The organism is Streptomyces aurantiogriseus (genome assembly GCF_014649375.1).
In the GTDB taxonomy this organism is placed as follows: Bacteria; Actinomycetota; Actinomycetes; order Streptomycetales; family Streptomycetaceae; genus Streptomyces; species Streptomyces aurantiogriseus.
The window spans coordinates 548285-568404 of record NZ_BMSX01000004.1; the positions used below are offsets into that span (position 1 = coordinate 548285).

Below are 20120 nucleotides of genomic sequence, written 5' to 3' on the forward strand. Positions count from 1 at the left end.
GGACAGCATTCGCTAGGATCGGGCCATGAGTCCGGAGAGCGACCACCCTCCTCACCGCGTCGTCGTGCTCGCCCTCGACGGTCTGCTCCCCTTCGAGCTGGGCATCCCGCACCGCATCTTCGGCCGCCCCAAAGGGCCCGACGGACGGCGCCTGTACGAGGTCGTGACCTGCTCGATCCGCCCGCCCGGCCCCGTCGAGACGGACGCCGACTTCGCCATCCACGTCGAGCACGGCCCGGAGGCGCTCGCCACCGCCGACACCCTGATCGTCCCCGCCTCCTACGAGCTGGGCCCGGTCTTCGAGGAGGGCGTGCTCACCGAGGAACTGGCCGCCGCCCTCACCCATCTGCGCCCCGGCACCCGCCTCGCCTCCATCTGCACCGGCATCTACGTCCTCGCCGCCGCCGGCTTCCTCGACGGCCGTCCCGCGACCACGCACTGGGCCGACGCCGAGCACTTCCAACGCCTCTTCCCGCAGATCAAGGTCGACCCGGACGTGCTGTTCATCGACGACGGCGACGTGCTGACCTCGGCGGGCGTCGCCGCCGGCATCGACCTGTGCCTGCACATGGTGCGCCGCGACCACGGCACCGCCGTCGCCAACGACGTCGCCCGCCGGACCGTCGTACCGCCGCATCGCGACGGCGGGCAGGCGCAGTACATCGAGCGCCCGGTCCCGCATCCGCAGCAGGCCGGCACGACCTCCGCGCGCGCGTGGGCGCTCGGCCGCCTCCACGAGCCGATCCAGCTGCGGGACATGGCCGCACAGGAGTCCATGTCGGTACGGACCTTCACCCGCCGCTTCCGCGAGGAGGTCGGCGTCAGCCCGGGCCAGTGGCTCACCCAGCAGCGCGTCGAACGGGCCCGGCACCTCCTGGAGTCCACCGACCTGTCCGTCGACCAGGTCGCCCGGGACGCCGGTTTCGGCACGGCCCAGTCGATGCGCCAGCACCTCCAGGCGGCGCTGGGAGTGACACCGACGGCGTACCGCCGCACCTTCCGGACCAGCCCCCCGCCCGTCCGGAACGTGCGGACGCCGGCCGTCAGAAGGTGAGCACGCCGACCGTCAGAAGGTGGGCACGCCGATGTCAGAAGGTGAGCACGCCCCGCGCCACCCGCCCCGCCTCCGCGTCCGCCACCGCCTTCGCGAAGTCCTCCACCGGGTAGGTCTGTGTGACGAGTTCGTCGAGGAGGAGCCGCCCCGCGCGGTACAGCTCGGCGTACAGGGCGATGTCCCGTTGCGGGCGGGAGGAGCCGTAGCGGCATCCCAGGATCGACTTGTCCAGGTACAGGGACGAGACGAGGAAGGACGCCTCGGCGGTCGCGGGCGGCACACCCAGCAGGACGGCCTGCCCGTGCCGGTCGAGCAGATCGATCGCCTGCCGGATCAACTCCACCCGCCCGACGCACTCGAAGACGTGGTCCGCGCCCGTCGGCAGCAGCTCCCGCACCCCCTCCGTCGACGTGAGGAAGTCGGTGGCCCCGAACCGCCGCGCCACCGCCTCCTTCGCCGGATTCGCGTCGACGGCCACGATCCGCAGCGCGCCCGCGATCCGCGCGCCCTGGAGGACGTTGAGCCCGATCCCGCCCGTCCCGATGACGACCACGCTCTCCCCACGGTCCACACGCGCGCGGTTGAGCACGGCGCCCACCCCGGTCAGCACCCCGCACCCGATCAGCGCGGCGGACGGCAGCGGAATGTCCTTCGGGATCCGCACCGCCTGCACGGCCTTCACCACGGTCCGCTCGGCGAAGGCCGAGTTGGACGCGAACTGGAACACCGCCCGCCCCGCGCGCGTGAACGGCTTCCGCGGCCGCCCGATGGCCTGCCGGCACATCGTCGGCCGCCCCCGGTCGCACTCCGCGCAGGTGCCGCAGTTGGCGAGCGTGGACAGCGCGACATGATCCCCGGGTACGACATGGCTGACTCCGTCACCGACGGCCTCCACCACCCCGGCCCCCTCGTGCCCGAGCACCACCGGCGCCGGGAAGGGAATCGTCCCGTCGACCACCGACAGGTCGCTGTGGCAGAGCCCGGCCGCCGAGATCGCCACGAGCACCTCCCCCGGCCCCGGCTCCCGCACCGCCAGATCGTCCACGACCTCGGCCCGCTTCCCGTCGAACACCACGCCACGCATCGCGCTCCCTATCCCTTGGGCTGTCTGGGCAGGCCGAGCACCCGCTCGGCGATGATCGTCCGCTGGATCTGGTCCGAGCCGCCGTAGATCGTGTCGGCCCGCGAGAACAGGAAAAGCTGCTGTGCCTCGTCGAGTTCGTACGGCGCCGAAGGCGACCAGTCGGCCGGCCCCGCGCCCGCCGCCGCCCCCCGCACCTCCACCGCCAGCTCCCCGAGCCGCTGGTGCCACCCCGCCCACAGCAGCTTGGCCACACTGGGTGCCCCCGGCCCGCCCGAACCCCCCAGCGTCCGCAGCGCGTTCCAGCGCATGGCGCGCAGCTCGGCCCACAGCCGCACCAGCCGGTCCCGTACGACGGGGTCGTCGGCCGCGCCCGTCTCCACGGCCGTACGGATCACCCGCCCCAACTCCTCCGCGAACCCGATCTGCTGGGCGAGCGTCGACACCCCGCGTTCGAAGCCGAGCAGGCTCATCGCGACCCGCCAGCCGTCACCCACCGCGCCGACCACGTGCTCCACGCGCGCGTGCGCCCCGTCGAAGAAGACCTCGTTGAAGTCGCTGGTCCCGGTCATCTGCCGGATGGGCCGCACCTCGATCCGGCCCGGCTGGTCCATGGGGACGAGGAAGAAGGTCAGCCCGCGGTGACGTGTGGAGCCGGGGTCGGTGCGGGCGAGGACGAAACACCAGTCGGCCTCGTGGGCGAGGGAGGTCCAGATCTTCTGGCCGGTGATGCGGTACGTCCTTCCGTCGTCGTCCGGTTCGGCCTTCGTACGCACTCCGGCGAGGTCGGACCCGGCGCCGGGTTCGCTGTAGCCCTGACACCAGAGCTCGGTGCCGGCGGCGACCGGGGGCAGGAAGCGGGCCTTCTGCCCGGCCGTGCCGTGGGCGAGGAGGGTGGGCGCGAGGAGGTTCTCCCCGATGTGCCCGGAGCGGGGCGGGGCACCCGAGCGCGCGTACTCCTCGGCCCAGGCGACCTGTTGGGTGAGGGTGGCGGTGCGATTGCCGTACCCGGCCTCCGACCAGCCGAGACCGATCCAGCCGGCGGCACCGAGGGTGCGTTCCCAGGCACGGCGATCAATGGCGTGCGGGGCGTGCGCGGCCAGCCACTCCCGAGCTGAGGCGCGAAACGCCTCGTCCTCGGGACCGAATCCGAACTCCACGGGTACCGCCTTGGGTTGGCGCGAATACAACTGACCAAAAGGGGCGCGGGGCTGTATCGACAGGCGGCTCCTCTTCCACTCTCGGCTGCGCTCGAGCGGGGGGACCCCCACCGTGGGCGCGATCAACCGCAACGGCCCCGCACCCGCCGACGAAACACCAGCTCACCCGTTGGGCCGGGCCCCTTCCGCCGCAGCACGCCTCATCTCCTCCAACCGCGCCAGCATCGGCATCGGATCCACCCCCACCGACCCCGGCAGAAACTCCGCGATCGTTTCCGGCGTCCACCCGCCGGAGGCATACGCCGAACGCAGTTCCCTCGGCTGTGCCCACACCGCGATCTTCGGCCCGGCGACCGTGTACACCTGCCCGGTGACTCCCTGCTCGCGCGCGCGGTCGGACAGCAGGTACACGACCAGCGGAGCGACATCCTCCGGCTCCCCGATCTCCGCCAGCTCCATCGGCACCCCCGCCGACATCCGCGTACGGGCCACCGGGGCAACGGCGTTGGCGGTCACCCCGTACTTGTTCAGGCCCAGCGCGGCGCTCCGCACGAGCGAGATGACCCCGCCCTTGGCCGCGCTGTAGTTGGCCTGCGACACCGACCCCTGATGGTTGCCGCTGGTGAAGCCGATCAGCGTGCCCGAGCGCTGGACGCGCATCACGGCCGACGCGGCCCGGAACACCGTGAACGTGCCCTTCAGATGCGTGGCGACGACCGGGTCCCACTCCTCCTCGGTCATGTTGAACAGCATCCGCTCCCGCAGGATCCCGGCCACGCACACGACCCCGTCGAGCCGCCCGTACGCCTCCACGGCCGTGTCGACGACCCGTTGCCCGCCCGCCATCGTGGAGATGTCGTCGGCGACCGCGACGGCCTCCCCGCCGACCGCCTCGATCTCCTTGACGACGGCCTCGGCGACCTCGCTGGTGGGTGAGGCGCCGTCCACGGAGACGCCGTGGTCGTTGACGACGACCCGCGCCCCCTCCGCCGCCGCGGCGAGCGCCACCGCACGCCCGATGCCTCGTCCCGCGCCCGTGACGGCGACGGCCTTGCCGGTCAAGAAGTTCCCCACGCCGGGCCCCTTCCCGCGGTTTCTGACGGACCGTTAGATTTTATGGCCCGTCAGTCAGTCGGGGACAAGCCCCGGGAGGCACCGAATGGCACTGCCCACGCTGCATCCGGCGTTCCAGGACATCGCCGGGCGCGTCAACAACTGGGGACGCTGGGGCACCGACGACGAGATCGGCACCCTCAACCTGATCACCGACGAGGTCGTGCGCGCGGCGGCCGCGGAGGTGCGCACCGGCCGCCGCGTCCCGCTCGCGCTCCCGTTGCGCGAGGACGGCGTGCAGACCGGGATGATCCCGGGGCGGGTGAACCCGCTGCACGCGATGGTGCAGATCAACCAGGAGATCTTCGGCCCGGGGACGGTGGCGTGCAGCGACGACGCCGTGACGATGGGGCTGCAGGCGGCCACCCATTGGGACGCGCTGACCCACGTCTCGCACTCGGGCCGGCTCTACAACGGCCGCCCGGCCGGCACGATCACCCCGCACGGCGGCGCCGAGTTCAGCGGCATCGACAAGGCGCGGCGCGTCGTCTCGCGCGGAGTCCTGCTGGACGTGGCACGCGCGCGTGGCGTCGACCGGCTGGAGGGCGGGCACGCGGTCACCCCGGAGGACCTGGAGACCGCCGAGGAACTGGCCGGCACGCGCGTACGGGCCGGCGACGTCGTGCTCGTACGGACCGGGCAGATGCGGCTCTATCTCGCCGGGGACAAGCACGGGTACGCGCATCCGTCGCCGGGCCTGTCGGTGCGCACGCCGGAGTGGTTCCACGCGCGTGATGTGGCGGCGGTCGCCAACGACACCCTCACCTTCGAGATCTTCCCGCCCGAGATCGACGATCTGTGGCTGCCCGTGCACGCGCTCGACCTGGTGGAGATGGGGATGCTGCAGGGCCAGAACTGGAATCTCGAAGAGTTGTCCACAGCCTGTGGAGAAGAGGGCCGCTACGCGTTCCTGCTGTCGGCGACGCCCGAGCCCTTCGTCGGCGCCACGGGCGCCCCGGTGGCACCCGTGGCCCTCCTCTGACGGACGGTTGCCAGGGCTCAGGAGCAGCCGGAGACACTGCCGGCCGGGGCGCACTGGTCGGGATCGTTGCCGGCGACGAGGGCGGCCGTCAGGCTGACCGAGCCGCCCGCGAGGTAGACGCCGCCTCCCTGGCCGTTCTGGGCCGTGTTGTCGGTGACACGACTGCTGATCAGGCGGGTCGTGCCGGTGTTGTTGTACAGGCCACCGCCGTCGTCCGTGGCGGTGTTCTCGTCCACCACGGTGCTTCGCAGGTGCACGGTGCTGCCCCAGTTCGCGATGCCACCGCCGTACGAGCCGGCCGTGTTGTCCTCGATACGGCCGGCGTTGACGGTCAGGGTCCCGGTCGCCGTGTAGATGCCGCCGCCCTCGAAGCCGACGGTTGTGTTCTCGCGGACTTTCGTACTGCTGAGCACGGTGGTTCCGAAGGTGGCCAGTCCCCCGCCGGTGGAGGCCGCGGTGTTGTCGACGACGGATGTGGTGGCGACGGTCAGCCGGCCGGAGGCGCCGACGTGGAGACCGCCACCGTCGGAGCCGGTGTTCTCCGACACGGTGCTGTTGGCCAGTTGTGCGCGGGCACCGGACGCCACCGCGATCCCGCCTCCCGCACCCGAAGCGGTGTTGTCGGTGATGCGGGAGTTGACCACCGTGAGGGTTCCCTGGTTCAGGATTCCGCCGCCGGGCGTGCCGGCGGCCGCCGTGGCACTGCCGCCCGAGATGGTGACCCCGGCGAGAACGAGGGACCCTTGGGCAGCGACTTCGGCGATGCGGAACGGGGTGACCGAGCCGCGGGTGATGGTGGCACCGGGGCCGATGATGACCAGCCTCCCGGTGATGGTCGGAAGTCCGTTGGCACCGTTGAGGCCGACGGGCTCGTCGGCCGGAGCCGTGAGCGTGTACGTGCAGCCGGGCGCGAGCACGATCGCCCCGGCACCGAGGGCGTTGGCCCGGTCGATCCGCTCGGTCAACTCGGCGACGTCTCCGCACGGGACCACCGCCGCTCCGCCCGAGGGCAGGTTCCCGGCAGCGGCCGGCGTGGCGGTGCCCGACACGGACGTGCCCAACAGTGCGGCCAAGGCCAGGCCGCGCATGTACTTCACGGTCAGCACTGGTTCTTCCTCGTTTCTCTGGTCGGGCGACGGTCTTCCGGACCGGATGCCCTCCGCGGCGGTGTCCGTGGCGTGCGCCCTCGGCAGTCCACTGTGATCATGGCCGTCGACCGTGCGCACCCAGTGGGATCCGGACGGGTGAGGACAGGACTTCGTCCGCTCTCCGGGGGCGGCAGCTCCTGAAGCAGTCCGGACGTCCGGACTCGCCGACCGACCTTCCAACCGGCCTTTGTCACCCCGGAATTGGTGTCGCCCGACGCAAGGGGCGCGAAAAGTGCGCTGGGCCGTTCGTGTGAGTTGCCCAGGAGCCGCTTGCCGCTGGCATAGCCGCGATGAATAACTGGAACGGATCCGACCGGTGGGCCGCCCGTCCTCGCCGGGGGATGCGGCAGTCGGACCCATCCGAGGCTCTTTCCGGAAGAGAGTCCGGGTGACCATTCCGGCATACCGCGATGGGCACCCCCGGTGGGGAACTGGATCCCGTTCAGCCGGTGTCGTTCGCGGCACCGGCTGAACGGCCGCCCAGGTCACGCCCCCCTTCGCTGCCGCCGAAAGGACCGGAACAGAAAGACCGGGAACAGAAGGAGCGGGAGCAGAAAGACCGGGAGCGGAAAGACCGGGGCAGAAGGGCGAGGCCACAGCTCGCTTCAGCAGGGAAATGAATCGCAAAGCCGCTCACGCCGACGACATTTCCGCAGAAACGAATCCCTCGCATGACACCGCGGCATGGAATGTGAATTCCCCCCGCCACACCTCTTTCAGGCCGGCCGGGCCCGGTCGGCGACCTCGCCCCCACAACCCCAAGAACACATGCTCGACTCATAATCCTTACGAGTGATGCGAGTTGACGACCCCTTGTCACTCGATCGGACGTGTGGGTCACTGAGAGTACGAACCGGCGGGCTGCCCATCCCCGTGCCGGGGGATCGTCGAGACAGGCAGCGTCTGCCGGTTTTCTCTTTGCCCGAAGGGATGCGAAAGCCGCTGTGCCTCGCGCCCTGTGCGCGGAAGCAGATGTCTCCTCGTTCACCCCGTGCCCGGTGGCACCGACTGCGTCTGAACGGGCCCGGACGAGAGCAGACCTGCCTGTGGCAGGGCTGGTTCCCCATGGGCGCGGCAGCCGGTGGCGGGTGCCCCTTGCCGGTTCCTCGCATGTCCCCCTCAAGCAGCGAGGAGTGTTTCATGCCCATTTCTCCGAATCAGGGTTCCACCGGCGGCGGCACGCTGGTGACCATCACGGGAACGAACCTGTCCAACACCAGCGCCGTGAAGTTCGGCTCCAAGTCGGCCACGAACGTCACGCAGGTCTCGCCGACCCAGGTGACCGCTGTCTCCCCGTCGGGAACCGGCACGGTCGGGGTCACCGTGACCACGCCGGGCGGGACCAGCAACCCGGTGTCGTTCTTCTACGTCGGCGCCCCCTTCAAGGGCTCCCTGGGGGTCACGTCCGGGCCGTTGGCCGGCGGCAACACCGTCGCCATCAACGGCACCGGTCTGCAGACGGCCACCAGTGTGTCGTTCGGCGGGGTGACCGCCACCCCCACCGTGGTGAGCGACAGCCAGCTCACCGTCACGGTTCCGGCGGGCCTCGCGGCCGGGCCGGTGGGGGTCAGCGTGACCACCGCCGGCGGGACCAACAACGGCCTGTCGTACACCTACGTCGACAACCCGACGATCGGGACCATCAGCCCCAACTCGGGCTCGACCTCGGGCGGGACCGCGGTGACCATCACCGGCACCAACCTCGACAGCACCGAGTCGGTCACCTTCGACGGCGCCCCGGCGCCGTTCTCGGTGATCAACAGCACGACGCTGTCGGCGGTCACCCCACCCGGCACCGCGGGCGCGGTCGACGTGGTGGTGACCAACCCCTCGGGATCGGACACCGAGGTCGGCGGCTTCACCTACGTCACCGGCCCCGGCATCTGAGCCGTCCGGCAGCCTTCGCTCGACGGAGGCGATGAGTACCCGTCCGGGCGGCAGACACCCCCCTCCGCCCGGACGGGCCCCCGACCCGCGTCCACGGGCGTGTCCCATCGAAGGAGTACAGCCATGGCTGCCCCTGTGGTCTCATCGGTCAGTCCCCAGCAGGGACCGGCCTCCGGCGGCACCACCGTCATCGTGACCGGCACCAGTTTCACCGGCGCGACCACCGTCCGGTTCGGTTCCAAACCCGCGACCTCGTTCACCGTCAACAGCAGCACTCACATCACGGCGGTCAGCCCGTCCGGCACCGGGACCGTGAACGTCACCGTCACCACCAGTCAGGGCACCAGCACCCAGCAGGTGCCCTTCACCTATGGCACCGCTCCGTCCCTCACCGCCCTGACGCCGACTCAGGGGCCGGTCTCCGGCGGTACCAGCGTCACCCTGACGGGCACGAGCCTCTCCGGGGTGACCGGGGTGAGCTTCGGCGGCACCCCGGCCTCGTTCACCGTCACCTCGTCCACCCAGATCACCGCAGTGGCCCCGCCGCACGCGGCCGGTGGCGTGCCGGTCACCGTGACCGCTCCCGGCGGCACCAGCAACGCTCTCACCTTCACGTACGTCGCGGCCCCTTCCGTCACCGGCCTGTCCCCCCTTCAGGGTCCGAGTACCGGCGGCACCACCGTCACCCTGACCGGCACGGGCTTCACCGGCGCGACGGCGGTGAGCTTCGGCGGAGTGCCCGCGACGTCGTTCACCGTCATCTCGGCCACGCAGATCACCGCGGTCGCCCCGCCCCATGCGGCCGGCACCGCGGCAGTCACCGTGACCACCCCCGCCGGCACCAGCAACCCCGACAATCCCAGCGCGTACTTCTTCTACGCCGCGCTGCCCTCGCTGACCGCTGTCACACCCGGATCCGGAAGCACGGCGGGCGGCACCACGGTGATCCTGACCGGCAACGACCTGCTCGGTGCGACGGCGGTGAGCTTCGACGGGGTCCCCGCGACGTCGTTCACCGTCGACTCGGCCACGCAGATCACCGCGGTCGCCCCGCCCCATGCGGCCGGCACCGCGGCAGTCACCGTGACCACTCCCGGCGGCACCGGCAACCCCGTCGGTTACGTGTATGTCGCGGCCCCCACGCTGGTCTCCCTCGTCCCGGGCCAGGGACCGACGCACGCCGGCACCGTCGTCACCCTGACCGGCACCGGCCTCACCACCACGACCGAGGTCCGGTTCGGTTCCACCCCAGCGGCGTTCACGGTCGTCTCCCCGACCCAGGTGACCGCGGTGGCCCCGGCGGGCAGCGCCGGGCCGGTCGGCGTCACGGTCACCACTGCCGCCGGTACCAGCAATGCCCTCACCTACACGCGGGTTCCGAGTCCCGGCATCTGATCAGCGGCTCCCGGGGCCGGGCGGTGGGTTCACCCCTCCGCCCGGCCCGGCCGTCGTGACGGCGGCACGATCGCGCGCGCCGCCGTCCGACTCCGGCGTTCCCGCCCCGGTTCCCTTTCTCCCCCTGACGGAACCGACGCCGCACCACGACTCACACTCGCCGAGGGCTCACATCACCGAAGCCCTCGACGTCCCCTCGCGGCGAATCGCTGACCTCAAGCGTGATCAATCGCTCACGAGGCGTCAACAGCCCTGAGGCGATTCATCACTTAAGCCCTTTTTGCTCCGGGTGCGCACGGAAGCACGGACCGGCGCACCGCCGCACACCTCAGCAAACTTCGGCACGCGCGAGCGGATCACCACGCACCCATGCACCGCTCACGCCGCGTCAGACGGCCGGGCGACCCCGGCCCCCTATACCGCCTCGTACGCCAGCCCCTCGTACGCCACCACGCCGCCCCCGCACGCCGCGGCGGTCGTCCTGGGCTCCGCGTCCCGGTCCAGTTCGCACCAGATGCGCTTGCCGGGACCCTCGACGGTCCAGCCCCAGCGGTCCGCGAGACCGTCGACGAGGGCCAGGCCGCGGCCGCCGGTGGCGTCGTCGTCCGGACAGCGCGGCACGGGCGCCCGGGTGCTGCTGTCGGTCACCTCCAGGCGGACAGGGGCCTCTCCTGACTCCCCGGCCGCGACGCCCGGCAGCGAGAGTCGCAGCACGGCCGGACCGCCGGTGTGCACCACGGCGTTGGTGACCAGTTCGGAGACGAGCAGGATCAGTGTCTCGGCGAGCGCCTCGTCGACCCCTATCCCGGACCCGGCGAGGCGCGAACGGGCCCACCTCCGGGCCCGACCCACCTCAGCGGGGTCGGGCCGGATCTCCAGCTGCACTTGAAGCACCTGCACCGCTCACACCATCCGAACCGGCGGACACATGGCCGCGCGCCACGTGAGCCACGCAAGCCACGCGAGCACCATGACGACGAGGGCCACGATCGTAGCCATTTTCTGCATGGCCAGAACAACAGCCAGAGGCAGGGTGACGGAACGTGATTCCCTTACGAGACAGCTTGATTGACGTACAGTCACCCCAACAAGCGCTTCGGGCATATTCCAGCGCGAAGGAGTACTCGTGCGGCATACTGTGCGACGCCCACTGCGGGGAGCCGAACGAACGGGCCTCTGACGCCCGTCCGTCCTGCGAGCAGGGGCGCGCACCGTCGTATCCGGCACCGCCCCAGGGGCACCACCGACACGGATCGCGCTCGGAACCACTCGCATTGCACAGAAGGTACCGGAGCGACCCTCCGACTCCGGGCTGTGACGGGTCACGCATCGGACACAACCACATATCACGCTCCGTGATCGCGATATGCCACGATCCGCGACAAACGACCTGCCAGAGTGCTATCGCCGCAGGCAGGAGCCCTGTCCACCCGCCTCCGACAGCAGGTCCTCCGCGAGTATTTGCTCACTCTCCGTGCTGCCTCCCGCACGTCGCGTGCGCACCCAGGCACGCTTCAGCAGCAGGTGCACCTCCGCCTCCCAGGTGAACCCCATGCCACCGTGGACCTGAAGACAGTCGCGCGCGCCGCGTACGGCGGCCTCGTCGGCGAGGAGCCGGGCGGCCGCGATGTCGGCCGGGTCGGCGGTGACGGCCGCCGCGTAGACGGCCACGCGCGCCATCTCCACCCGCACCAGCAGCTCCGCGCACAGATGCTTGACGGCCTGGAAGGCACCGATCGGCTGCCCGAACTGCTCCCGTGTCCGCGCGTGTTGCACGGCGAGCTCGCACGCGCGCGTGGCCGTGCCGAGCTGCTCGGCGGCGGTGAGGAGGGCGGCGACGGGATCCGGCACGCCGGCCCCGGGCACTCCGGCGACCTGATGCAGCGGCGTCAGCGGATCCACCGACCGCAGCGGTACGGCGCCGGAGGCGTCCCCCCGCACGACGTCCGCCTCGGCCAGCCACTCCACCAGTCCGCCGTCGACGGCCGCCACGACCGTCTCCCCGCTCGCCGCGCCCGGCACGCTCCCCGCCGCGAGATGGGTGGCCACCAGCGGCCCCGGCAGCAGCACCCGGCCCGCCTCCTCGAACGCCAACACCGCCTCGGGCAGCCCGAGTCCGACTCCGCCGTCCGCCTCCGGCAGCCGCAACGCGAAGAAGCCCGCGTCCCCGAGCTCCCGCCACAGCGCACGGTCCAGCGCGGGCCGGCTCACGGCCGCGCGCAGCCGCTCGGAGCCGAAGCGCCGTGCCAGCATGCCCCGCACCCCGTCCCGCAGTGCCCGCTGGTCCTCCGTCAGTCGAAAGCGCATCTCGACGCGTTCACCGCCCCTTCGGCAGCCCCAGGATCCGCTCGCCCACGATGTTCCGCTGGATCTGCGAGGTCCCCGCGGCGATGGTGTACGACAGCGAGGACAGCCGGTCGAGCACCCAGGGCCGGTCGAGGTCGAGGGCGCCGTCGCCCAGGACGTCGGCGGCGGTGTCGTACAGCTCCTGGCGCATGTGCGAGTACCTCAGTTTGAAAACCGAACTCCCGACCCCGGGCACCCCGCCGGAGGCCTCCGCCTCGCTCACGTTCCACTGTGTGAGCCGCCACAGCGCCCGGAACTCGGCGTTCAGCCGGCCGAGGCGCCGGGGCACGCCCGGATCGTCCCAGCGGCCGTTCCGGCGTGCCTCACGGGCGAGTTCGACGAGGACGCGCCGACAGGCGACCACCTCGCCCACGAAGGCCGTGCCGCGCTCGAAGGACAGGGTCACCATCGTCACCCGCCAGCCGTCGTTCTCCTCGCCGACCCGGTGGGCGACGGGCACCCGCACCTCGTCGAGGAACACCTCGGCGAACTCGGCGGACCCGGCGAGCGTCCGCAGCGGCCGTACGGTGACGCCGGGTGCGTCCATCGGCATCGCGAGCCAGGTGATGCCCCGGTGCCGGGGCGCCTCGGCGTCGGTGCGCACCAACAGCTCGCACCAGTCGGCGACTTCGGCGTGCGAGGTCCAGATCTTGGAGCCGCTCACCACATAGTGGTCTCCGTCGCGCCACGCGCGCGTGCGCAGCGCCGCGAGGTCGGAGCCGGCGTCGGGCTCGCTGAAGCCCTGGCACCAGACCTCCTCGCCGCGCAGGATCGGCGGCAGCCAGCGGGCGCGCTGGGCGGGCGTCCCCTCGGCGGCGATCGTCGGCCCGGCGTGCAGCAGCCCGACGAAGTTGGCGCCCACGTAGGGCGCGCCCGCCTTCTCCGTCTCCTCCAGGAAGATCAGCCGTTCGGTCGGCGACGCGTCCCAGTGCACCTGCGCCCACCCCGCGTCGTACAGCATCCGCTGCCAGCCGAGGTCGTAGGCCCTGCGGGCGGGCCAGTCGTCGGGGGGCGGCTTCGGCGGGAGCGTGGGGAGCGCCTTGGCCAGCCACTCCTTCAGGCGGGCCCGGAACTCCTCGTCCTGCGGGCTGTCCGAGAAGTCCATCACAGGTCGAGGCCGAGCATGCGGATGGCGTTGCCCCGCATCAGCTTGTGGACGGTCTCGTCGTCGAGGCCCTTGACGTGGTCGAGGGCGACCTCCTTGGTGTGCGGGAAGGTCGAGTCGACGTGCGGGTAGTCCGTCTCGAACGTCGCGTTGTCCCGGCCGACCACGTCCAGGGACGCCACCCCGTGCTTGTCGCGGAAGAAGCAGCAGAAGATCTGCCGGTAGTAGTACGTCGACGGCGGTTCGGGGATCAGGTCGCGCACCCCGCCCCAGGCGCGGTGCTCCTCCCAGACGTCGTCGGCGCGTTCCAGGGCGTAGGGGATCCAGCCCATCTGGCCCTCGGAGTAGGCGAGTTTGAGGTCGGGGAACTTCACCAGGACCCCGCTGAAGAGGAAGTCCATCATCGAGGCCATGGCGTTGTTGAAGCTGAGCGACGCCTGGACGGCGGGCGGCGCGTCGGGCGAGGCGGCCGGCATCTGCGAGCTGCTGCCGATGTGCATGTTGACGACCGTCCCGGTCTCCTGGCAGACCGCGAAGAACGGGTCCCAGTAGCCGGAGTGGATCGACGGCAGGCCCAGGTGGGTGGGGATCTCGGAGAAGGTCACCGCGCGCACCCCGCGGGCCGCGTTGCGCCGGATCTCGGCGACCGCGAGGTCGATGTCCCACAGCGGGATCAGGCACAGCGGGATGAGCCGCCCGCCGCTGTCCCCGCACCACTCCTCGACCATCCAGTCGTTGTAGGCGCGCACACAGGCCAGCGCGACCTCCTTGTCGTGCGCCTCGGCGAAGGTCTGCCCGCAGAAGCGCGGGAAGGTCGGGAAGCAGAGGCTGGCCTCGACGTGGTTGAGGTCCATGTCCGCCAGGCGCGCCTTCGGGTCCCAGCAGCCGCGCCGCATCTCCGCGCGCGTGATGCCCTCCAGCGTCATCTCGTCCCGGTCGAAGCCGACGGCGGCGATGTTGCGCTTGTACGGGAACTTCAGGTCCTCGTAGATCCACCAGTCGGTGAGCTGGCCGTCCGGGTCCATCGTGATCTGGTACTTGCCGCCGATGTAGGCCAGCTCGCCGATCCCGGCGGTGAGCGGCTGGGGGCCACGGTCGCGGTACTTCTGCGGCAGCCAGGTCTCGAAGAGGTGCGCGGGCTCGATGACGTGGTCGTCGACGCTGATGATGCGGGGCAGTTCGGTCATGGTCCCCTCCGCCTGGCGGACGCCTCTGCGACGGCCGTATCTGATGGACCGTCAGATTTACTCTGCCCAGCAGGCTAGTCCGCGACCCCTGGACCGACAAGGCGGCCGGCCCTACGCTCTGCCCACTATCTGACTGTCCGTCAGCTCTCGAGGGGGTCGCCGTGACCGACACCGCCCACGCCCTGAGCACGTCCCGCACCCTCTGGGACCTGCTCGCCCGCCGCGCCGCCCTCACCCCCGACCGCCCGGTCCTCCTCCAGGGCGACCGCGTCCTGACCTTCGGCGGACTGCGCGAGCGGGCCGAGCGCACCGCGGCCGGCCTGTACGACATGGGCGTACGCCCCGGCACGGTCGTCGCCTGGCAGCTCCCCACCCGCCTGGAGACGGCCGTCCTCACCTTCGCGCTGGCCCGCCTGGGCGCCGTCCAGAGCCCGGTCATCCCCTTCTACCGCGACCGTGAGGTCGGCTTCGCCCTGCGCGAGTCCAAGGCGGAGTTCTTCGCCGTACCGGGCGTCCTGCGCGGCTTCGACCACGGCGAGATGGCCCGACGGCTCGGCGCGAAGGGCGTCTTCGAGGCGTACGACGACCTCCCGGCCGGCGACCCGTCCGTCCTGCCCGCCCCGCCCACCGACGGCACCTCCGTCCGCTGGATCTACTGGACCTCGGGCACCACCTCCGACCCCAAGGGCGTCCTGCACACCGACCGCTCACTGATCGCGGGCGGCTCCTGCCTCGCCCACGCGCTGCGTCTGTCGGAGGACGACGTCGGCTCGATGGCCTTCCCCTACGCCCACATCGCCGGCCCCGACTACACGGTGATGCTGCTGCTGTACGGCTTCCCGGCGGTGATGTTCGAGCAGTTCGCGCTGCCGGACGCGCTGACGGAGTACCGCCGTCACGGGGTCACGGTGGCGGGCGGGTCCACGGCGTTCTACTCGATGTTCCTCGCCGAGCAGCGCAAGCAGCCGGACTCCCCGGTGATTCCGAGCCTGAGGCTGCTCGCCGGCGGCGGGGCGCCCAAGCCGCCGGAGCTGTACCACGCCGTCGTCCGCGAGATGGGGGTGCAGCTCACCCACGGATACGGGATGACCGAGGTGCCGATGATCACCATGGGGTCGCCGGACGACACGGCGGACAACCTGGCGACGACCGAGGGGCGGCCGCCGGAGGGGATGGAGATACGGATCGTGGACGGGGAGGTGCGGCTGCGCGGCGAGGCGGTCTGCCAGGGCTATCTGGACCCGGCGCAGACGGCGGAGGCCATCGACGAGGAGGGCTTCCTGCGCACCGGTGACCTGGGGCGTGTGACGGACGGCGGCCATCTGGTGCTCACGGGGCGGCTGAAGGACGTGATCATCCGCAAGGGCGAGAACGTGTCGGCGAAGGAGATCGAGGACCTGCTGCACACGCATCCGGGGGTGGGCGACGTGGCGGTGATCGGGCTGCCGGATCCCGAGCGCGGGGAGCGGGTGTGCGCCGTGATCGAGCCGGCCGAACAGCCGCCGGGCACCCGGGAGTTGACCCTGGAGGCGGTGACCTCGTATCTGCGCGCGGAGGGACTGTCGCCGCACAAGCTGCCGGAGCAGCTGGAGGTCGTGGACGCCCTTCCGCGCAACGAGACGCTGCGGAAGGTGCTGAAGTACAAGCTGCGGGAGCGGTACTCGGGGACGGCAGGCGCCTCGGGGAAGGCAGGCGCCTCGGGGACGGGAGGCGCCTGACGGACAAGCGGGCAGCGGCTACTCGGGGACGGTGAAGTAGCGGGCGAACGCGGGCACGATCTCCGCCTCGCCGACCTTGCCGTCCGCGTCGGTGTCGAGGGCGCGGGCGGCCGCGGCGGCCGCGGACTCGGGCACACCCAGGCATGCGAGCACGCGCGCGGTGTCCTCGACGGTGGCGTAGCCGTCGCCGTCGGTGTCGGCGACGTCCAGAGCGGCGTGCAGGAAGGGGCGGGCGATCTCGGCGAACCGGTCCGGATTGTCGCGCAGCCGCTTGACCGCGCCGTTGACGAACTCGTCCCGGCTGATGCGCTGGTCGCCGTCCCGGTCCGCGATCCCCGCCATGCCCTGCCAGAACGCCTCGGCGCCGACGTACAGGGCCTGTCCCTTGTCCGACCGGGCCGGAGTGCCGAACTCGGCGAGCAGCGCCTTGGCGGCGCCGCCGAAGTCCTCGCGGTCGATGTAGCCGTTGCCGTCCTGGTCGAAGGTGGCGAACCGGCCGGCGATCCTGCGCTCGTACTCGCTGCTGACCATGTCTCCTCGGGCCGCCTTACGTCGTTGCGTGGGGGTGCTTCCGGCAGGGAGCGTACGACGCCGACGACGCTCCGGCAGCGGGAAGGTGACGGTTGTGCCAAGACCGGGGGAATTTCGGGACAGGCGTGTGGCCGAGCCGTGATGTGATCAACTGTCAGACGGGGAAGCGGTGGCGGCGAGTGTCACAGCGGTGCTGGGGACCCTGCTGGGTGCCGGACTCACCCACCGGTTCCCGTTGCGGTCGGTGGAGCGTACGGAGCGGTTCACGCGTGACGAGCGGCTCCGGCAGGAACGCATGGACGCCTGCAGCGCGTACGCGGGGGCGCTGGTCAACTACCGGCGGATCCTGGTGCACCGGTGGTTCCGGGAGCACGAGGACGGCACCCCGGAGGAGTGCCATCAGATCCGCATGGACGGGTACGAGCTGCGGTCCGTGGCCCAGGAGGCGCTGTTCCGGGTGCAGATGCCGGCGGCGGACGACGCCCTCGTCGAGCGCGGACGCCAGGCGCCGGCGCGGATCGACCAGCTGCACAAGGCCGAGAACCGCCCCGAGCTGGACCGGCGCCGGGACGACACCCGGACACAGGTGAGGGAGTTCGTGTCCGCGGCCAAGGGACGCTCGAGGTGTCCTGGCAAGGGCACGCTGGAGGCGTCCTAGGCCGACAGCGGCTCGGTTCCGTCGTCCACGGCGTCCGTGACGTCCCCGTACACGTCGAAGAGCCGGCGGACGCCCAGGGCGCCGAGGACACGGTTGACGTGGGAGTCCTCGACCGCTCCCCGCGCCGGGAGGATCAGGCGCAGGCGGCCCCGGCAGGAGCGGATGAGGCGGCGGGCGGCGATGAGGACGCCGACGCCGCTGGAGTCGCAGAAACGCACCTCGGAGAGGTCGAGGACGAGACTGTGGCGGCCTTCGGCCACCTCGTCGTGGATCCGCTGACGCAGCACGGGCGACGTCACCAGATCCAACTCGCCCGATACATGGAGCACGGCCCATCCGCTCCGCTCGCCGCCGGTCACTTTGAACGCCACCACCACGCCCTTCATTCGCCGGAACGGAAGCTTTCCCTTCGCTTCCTCGCAGCGCGGCTGCCCACCGGCCGTTCCCCGAAACGCCGAACATAAAGCCGAAGGAAAGAGAAAGAGGCTTGTTTCAGTCGGTTTCAGTCCTGTTCGATCTGTCTTGATGCTCTTCCAGTCCGATGCGATCGAGCCTGATCTTGGGAGGGCGGGCAGACACGGCTCGGGAAAGGTCCTTTACCACCTCGCGCTCGGCAGGGGGCGCACATTGCACCAAAGGAGCGTGCGCTGCCGGACGTGCCGACTACATTCGAGGTGACGGTGGACGCACGCTGGACGCAGAGACGCACAGGGCGAGGGGGCCGCATGGCGAAGAAGGACGCATCGCCCCGCTGGGACCGCAGGATGCAACAGCGGCTCGCGCGCGGGGAGGCGGCCGCCCTCGGTGAGCTCTATGACCGGTTCGCTTCGCTCGTGCACGGTCTTGCTCACCGCGTGCTCGAAGACGAGCGGGCCGCCGACGGCATCACCCGCGAGGTCTTCGCCCACGTCTGGGAACACCCCGACTCCTACGACCCCAAGCAGGGCCCCCTGCGCACCTGGGTCGCCACCCTGACCCACCGCCTCGCCGTGCAGCGGCTGCGCGCCACCGAGACCGCGGCCCTCGCGCGCGGCGGCCCCGGCACCACCGAGGAACTGGAGAGCAAGGTCCGCCACGCCGCCGTCGCCGCCCGCGCCGACTACATCGTCCAGTCGATGCCCACCCCGCTGCGCGCCGCCCTGGAGCTCGCCTACTTCCAGCGCCGCGACTACCGCCAGACCGCCGCCGACCTCGGCGTCACCGAGGACGAGGCCCGCCGCCGCCTCCGCCTCGGCCTCCAACTCCTGTCCACGGCCCACGACACCGCCGCCCCGGGCGCACCGCCCGGCTACGGAGGTGCGGCGTGAGCGGCGGCGGGCCCTTCGAGGCGTACGACGGACCCTCCGGGGACGACCAGGGCGAGGAGGCGAAGAACGGCCTCGGAAGCCCTCGTGACGGCGACGGCGACCGCACACACCCGGCCCCAGCACCGGCCCCCGGCGAACCGCCCCGCATCCCCCTCCCCCGCGCCTCCGTCGAGGACGGCGAACTGCCGCTGCCCGACCTCGCCGGCCTCGCGCCCCCGCACCTGGAGCATCGGGTGCTCAAGTCGCTGCTGGGCGCGTGGGCGCTGGCGGCCTGCTCGGCCGAGGAGACCGCGGCCGTCGAGGAGCACCTCGGCACCTGCGGCTCCTGCGCCGACGAGGCACGGCGGCTGCGCGAGGCCGTCGGCCTGCTTCAGCGGCCCGAGAGCCTCGACCTCGACCCCGGCCTGCGCACCCGCGTCCTGGACGGCTGCCTGGACCGGCGCCCGCCCCGTATCCCGGTCCCCGACTGGGCGACGCCGTACGACGCCGAGACCGCCCGCCTGGACGCCCTGCTGCAGGACTTCGGGGACGCCGAGTGGCACGCGCCCGTGCGGCTGCGCTGGTTCCGCGGCGAGGGCCCGACGAGCCGCCGTACGACCGTCGCCGGGGTCATCGCCCATCTGCTCGCGGTGGACGGGCTGGTCGCCCTCGCCCTGGGCCTCGACGACCCGCTGGCCGGCGCCAAGCCGGCCGGGACGCCCGCCGAGCGGACGGAGGCCTTCTGGGAGGCCTCGCACTTCCCGCCGACGCGCTCCGTACGGGCACCGTGGCGGGAGCAGACCCACGCCCTCGTCCGCACGGTCTCCTTCACCGGGGGCGCCTCCCGCGCCGACGAGGCCCCCGGCACCCTTCCGGTGTCGTACGGCGACTTCGAGCTGCCGCTGCGGGACGCGCTCGTCGACCGCGCCTTCGAGTGCTGGGTGCACGCCGAGGACATCGCGGAGGCGGTCGACTATCCCTACGCGGCTCCCGCGCCGCGCCACCTCCACGGCATGATCGACCTCGCCGCCCGCATGCTCCCCGGCGCCCTCGCCGAACGCCGCCGCGCAGGCCTCGCCTCCCCGGCGGCGACCCGTCATCTCGTGACCGCCGGGCAGCCCGGCCGCAGCCTGCGGCTGGAGATCGAGGGCCGCGGCGGCGGTGACTGGCTCATCCCGCTCGACGCACCGGGCGCGGTGGGCTCGGCCGACCACCAGGTGGCCCACATCGCCTTGGACGACGTGGAGTTCTGCAGGCTGGCGGCGGGTCATGTGTCGCCCGAGGAGGCGGCGGCGGGCCAGGTGGGGGACAGGGAGGCGATCAGGGACGTGCTGTTCGCGGCCGCGTCCCTGAGCCGGATGTAAGGGGTGAGTGCAGCTACCTGAGGGGCGCGGGGCTGTCTCAGGATGCGGCTCCGCCGCGTGGGCCCGACCAGCCACCCACAACCCGCAGACGGCGACGATCCGCAC

At 71.7% G+C, this 20120-nt stretch carries 18 protein-coding genes; 8 read left to right on the forward strand and 10 right to left on the reverse strand.

Features of this window, described 5'->3' with window-relative positions:
- Positions 1 to 25 precede the first annotated feature (25 nt).
- Positions 26 to 1054 (forward strand): GlxA family transcriptional regulator, encoded by a 1029-nt coding sequence (locus IE263_RS12025; RefSeq protein WP_189935224.1) that lies wholly within the window; start codon positions 26 to 28, stop codon positions 1052 to 1054.
- 34 nt (positions 1055 to 1088) lie between these two features.
- Here IE263_RS12025 and IE263_RS12030 read toward each other — a convergent pair whose 3' ends face one another.
- The 3 genes from IE263_RS12030 to IE263_RS12040 form a co-directional block, all read right to left on the reverse strand.
- Complete coding sequence (locus IE263_RS12030) at positions 1089 to 2138, reverse strand: Zn-dependent alcohol dehydrogenase (protein WP_189935226.1); 1050 nt, start codon at positions 2136 to 2138, stop codon at positions 1089 to 1091.
- Positions 2139 to 2146: 8 nt separating this feature from the next.
- Positions 2147 to 3295: an acyl-CoA dehydrogenase family protein gene (locus tag IE263_RS12035; protein ID WP_189935228.1), complete on the reverse strand. Its 1149-nt coding sequence runs from the start codon at positions 3293 to 3295 to the stop codon at positions 2147 to 2149.
- Positions 3296 to 3457: 162 nt separating this feature from the next.
- Positions 3458 to 4369 carry an SDR family oxidoreductase gene (locus tag IE263_RS12040; RefSeq protein ID WP_189935229.1) on the reverse strand — a complete coding sequence of 304 codons (912 nt, stop codon included), beginning with the start codon at positions 4367 to 4369 and terminating at the stop codon, positions 3458 to 3460.
- An 85-nt stretch (positions 4370 to 4454) separates the two neighbouring features.
- Between IE263_RS12040 and IE263_RS12045 the strand changes: the two genes are divergently transcribed.
- A complete protein-coding gene (locus tag IE263_RS12045) occupies positions 4455 to 5390 on the forward strand; it encodes a cyclase family protein (protein ID WP_189935232.1) in 936 nt (311 codons plus the stop codon).
- A 17-nt stretch (positions 5391 to 5407) separates the two neighbouring features.
- Here IE263_RS12045 and IE263_RS12050 read toward each other — a convergent pair whose 3' ends face one another.
- Positions 5408 to 6496 (reverse strand): right-handed parallel beta-helix repeat-containing protein, encoded by a 1089-nt coding sequence (locus tag IE263_RS12050; protein WP_229910921.1) that lies wholly within the window; start codon positions 6494 to 6496, stop codon positions 5408 to 5410.
- Positions 6497 to 7678: 1182 nt separating this feature from the next.
- On the opposite strand from IE263_RS12050, the gene IE263_RS12055 reads away from it, so the two are divergent.
- Together IE263_RS12055 and IE263_RS12060 are read left to right on the forward strand one after the other, a co-directional pair.
- Positions 7679 to 8425 carry an IPT/TIG domain-containing protein gene (locus IE263_RS12055; protein WP_189935234.1) on the forward strand — a complete coding sequence of 249 codons (747 nt, stop codon included), beginning with the start codon at positions 7679 to 7681 and terminating at the stop codon, positions 8423 to 8425.
- Positions 8426 to 8548: 123 nt separating this feature from the next.
- On the forward strand, positions 8549 to 9820 hold the full coding sequence (locus tag IE263_RS12060) for an IPT/TIG domain-containing protein (RefSeq protein WP_189935236.1): 1272 nt from the start codon (positions 8549 to 8551) through the stop codon (positions 9818 to 9820).
- Between the two features lie 414 nt (positions 9821 to 10234).
- On the opposite strand, the gene IE263_RS12065 is transcribed toward IE263_RS12060, so the two are convergent.
- The 4 genes from IE263_RS12065 to IE263_RS12080 all read right to left on the reverse strand — a co-directional run bounded on the left by IE263_RS12065 (position 10235) and on the right by IE263_RS12080 (position 14458).
- A complete protein-coding gene (locus tag IE263_RS12065; RefSeq protein ID WP_229910922.1) occupies positions 10235 to 10720 on the reverse strand; it encodes an ATP-binding protein in 486 nt (161 codons plus the stop codon).
- Between the two features lie 501 nt (positions 10721 to 11221).
- Positions 11222 to 12127: an acyl-CoA dehydrogenase family protein gene (locus IE263_RS12070; protein ID WP_189935238.1), complete on the reverse strand. Its 906-nt coding sequence runs from the start codon at positions 12125 to 12127 to the stop codon at positions 11222 to 11224.
- Positions 12128 to 12137: 10 nt separating this feature from the next.
- Positions 12138 to 13271 carry an acyl-CoA dehydrogenase family protein gene (locus tag IE263_RS12075; RefSeq protein ID WP_189935395.1) on the reverse strand — a complete coding sequence of 378 codons (1134 nt, stop codon included), beginning with the start codon at positions 13269 to 13271 and terminating at the stop codon, positions 12138 to 12140.
- Complete coding sequence (locus IE263_RS12080; RefSeq protein ID WP_189935240.1) at positions 13271 to 14458, reverse strand: amidohydrolase family protein; 1188 nt, start codon at positions 14456 to 14458, stop codon at positions 13271 to 13273. Before IE263_RS12080 ends, IE263_RS12075 begins: the two co-directional genes overlap by 1 nt.
- A 161-nt stretch (positions 14459 to 14619) precedes the next feature.
- Between IE263_RS12080 and IE263_RS12085 the strand changes: the two genes are divergently transcribed.
- Positions 14620 to 16176 carry a class I adenylate-forming enzyme family protein gene (locus tag IE263_RS12085; RefSeq protein WP_189935242.1) on the forward strand — a complete coding sequence of 519 codons (1557 nt, stop codon included), beginning with the start codon at positions 14620 to 14622 and terminating at the stop codon, positions 16174 to 16176.
- A gap of 18 nt (positions 16177 to 16194) precedes the next feature.
- Here the strand turns inward: IE263_RS12085 and IE263_RS12090 are convergent, their stop codons facing one another.
- Positions 16195 to 16707, reverse strand: coding sequence for an EF-hand domain-containing protein (locus IE263_RS12090; protein ID WP_189935244.1), 513 nt, complete (start codon positions 16705 to 16707; stop codon positions 16195 to 16197).
- Positions 16708 to 16897: 190 nt separating this feature from the next.
- On the opposite strand from IE263_RS12090, the gene kilB reads away from it, so the two are divergent.
- Entirely contained in the window at positions 16898 to 17365 is a 468-nt protein-coding gene (gene kilB / locus IE263_RS12095) for a plasmid transfer protein KilB (protein ID WP_229910923.1), read from the forward strand.
- Here the strand turns inward: kilB and IE263_RS12100 are convergent.
- On the reverse strand, positions 17362 to 17742 hold the full coding sequence (locus tag IE263_RS12100) for an STAS domain-containing protein (protein ID WP_189935399.1): 381 nt from the start codon (positions 17740 to 17742) through the stop codon (positions 17362 to 17364). The two genes, kilB and IE263_RS12100, sit on opposite strands and share 4 nt — an antisense overlap.
- Before the next feature lie 348 nt (positions 17743 to 18090).
- On the opposite strand from IE263_RS12100, the gene IE263_RS12105 reads away from it, so the two are divergent.
- Positions 18091 to 18672 (forward strand): sigma-70 family RNA polymerase sigma factor, encoded by a 582-nt coding sequence (locus IE263_RS12105; protein WP_189935246.1) that lies wholly within the window; start codon positions 18091 to 18093, stop codon positions 18670 to 18672.
- Positions 18669 to 20015 carry a zf-HC2 domain-containing protein gene (locus tag IE263_RS12110; protein WP_189935249.1) on the forward strand — a complete coding sequence of 449 codons (1347 nt, stop codon included), beginning with the start codon at positions 18669 to 18671 and terminating at the stop codon, positions 20013 to 20015. The genes IE263_RS12105 and IE263_RS12110 overlap by 4 nt, the downstream gene beginning before the upstream one ends.
- Positions 20016 to 20120: the final 105 nt, after the last annotated feature.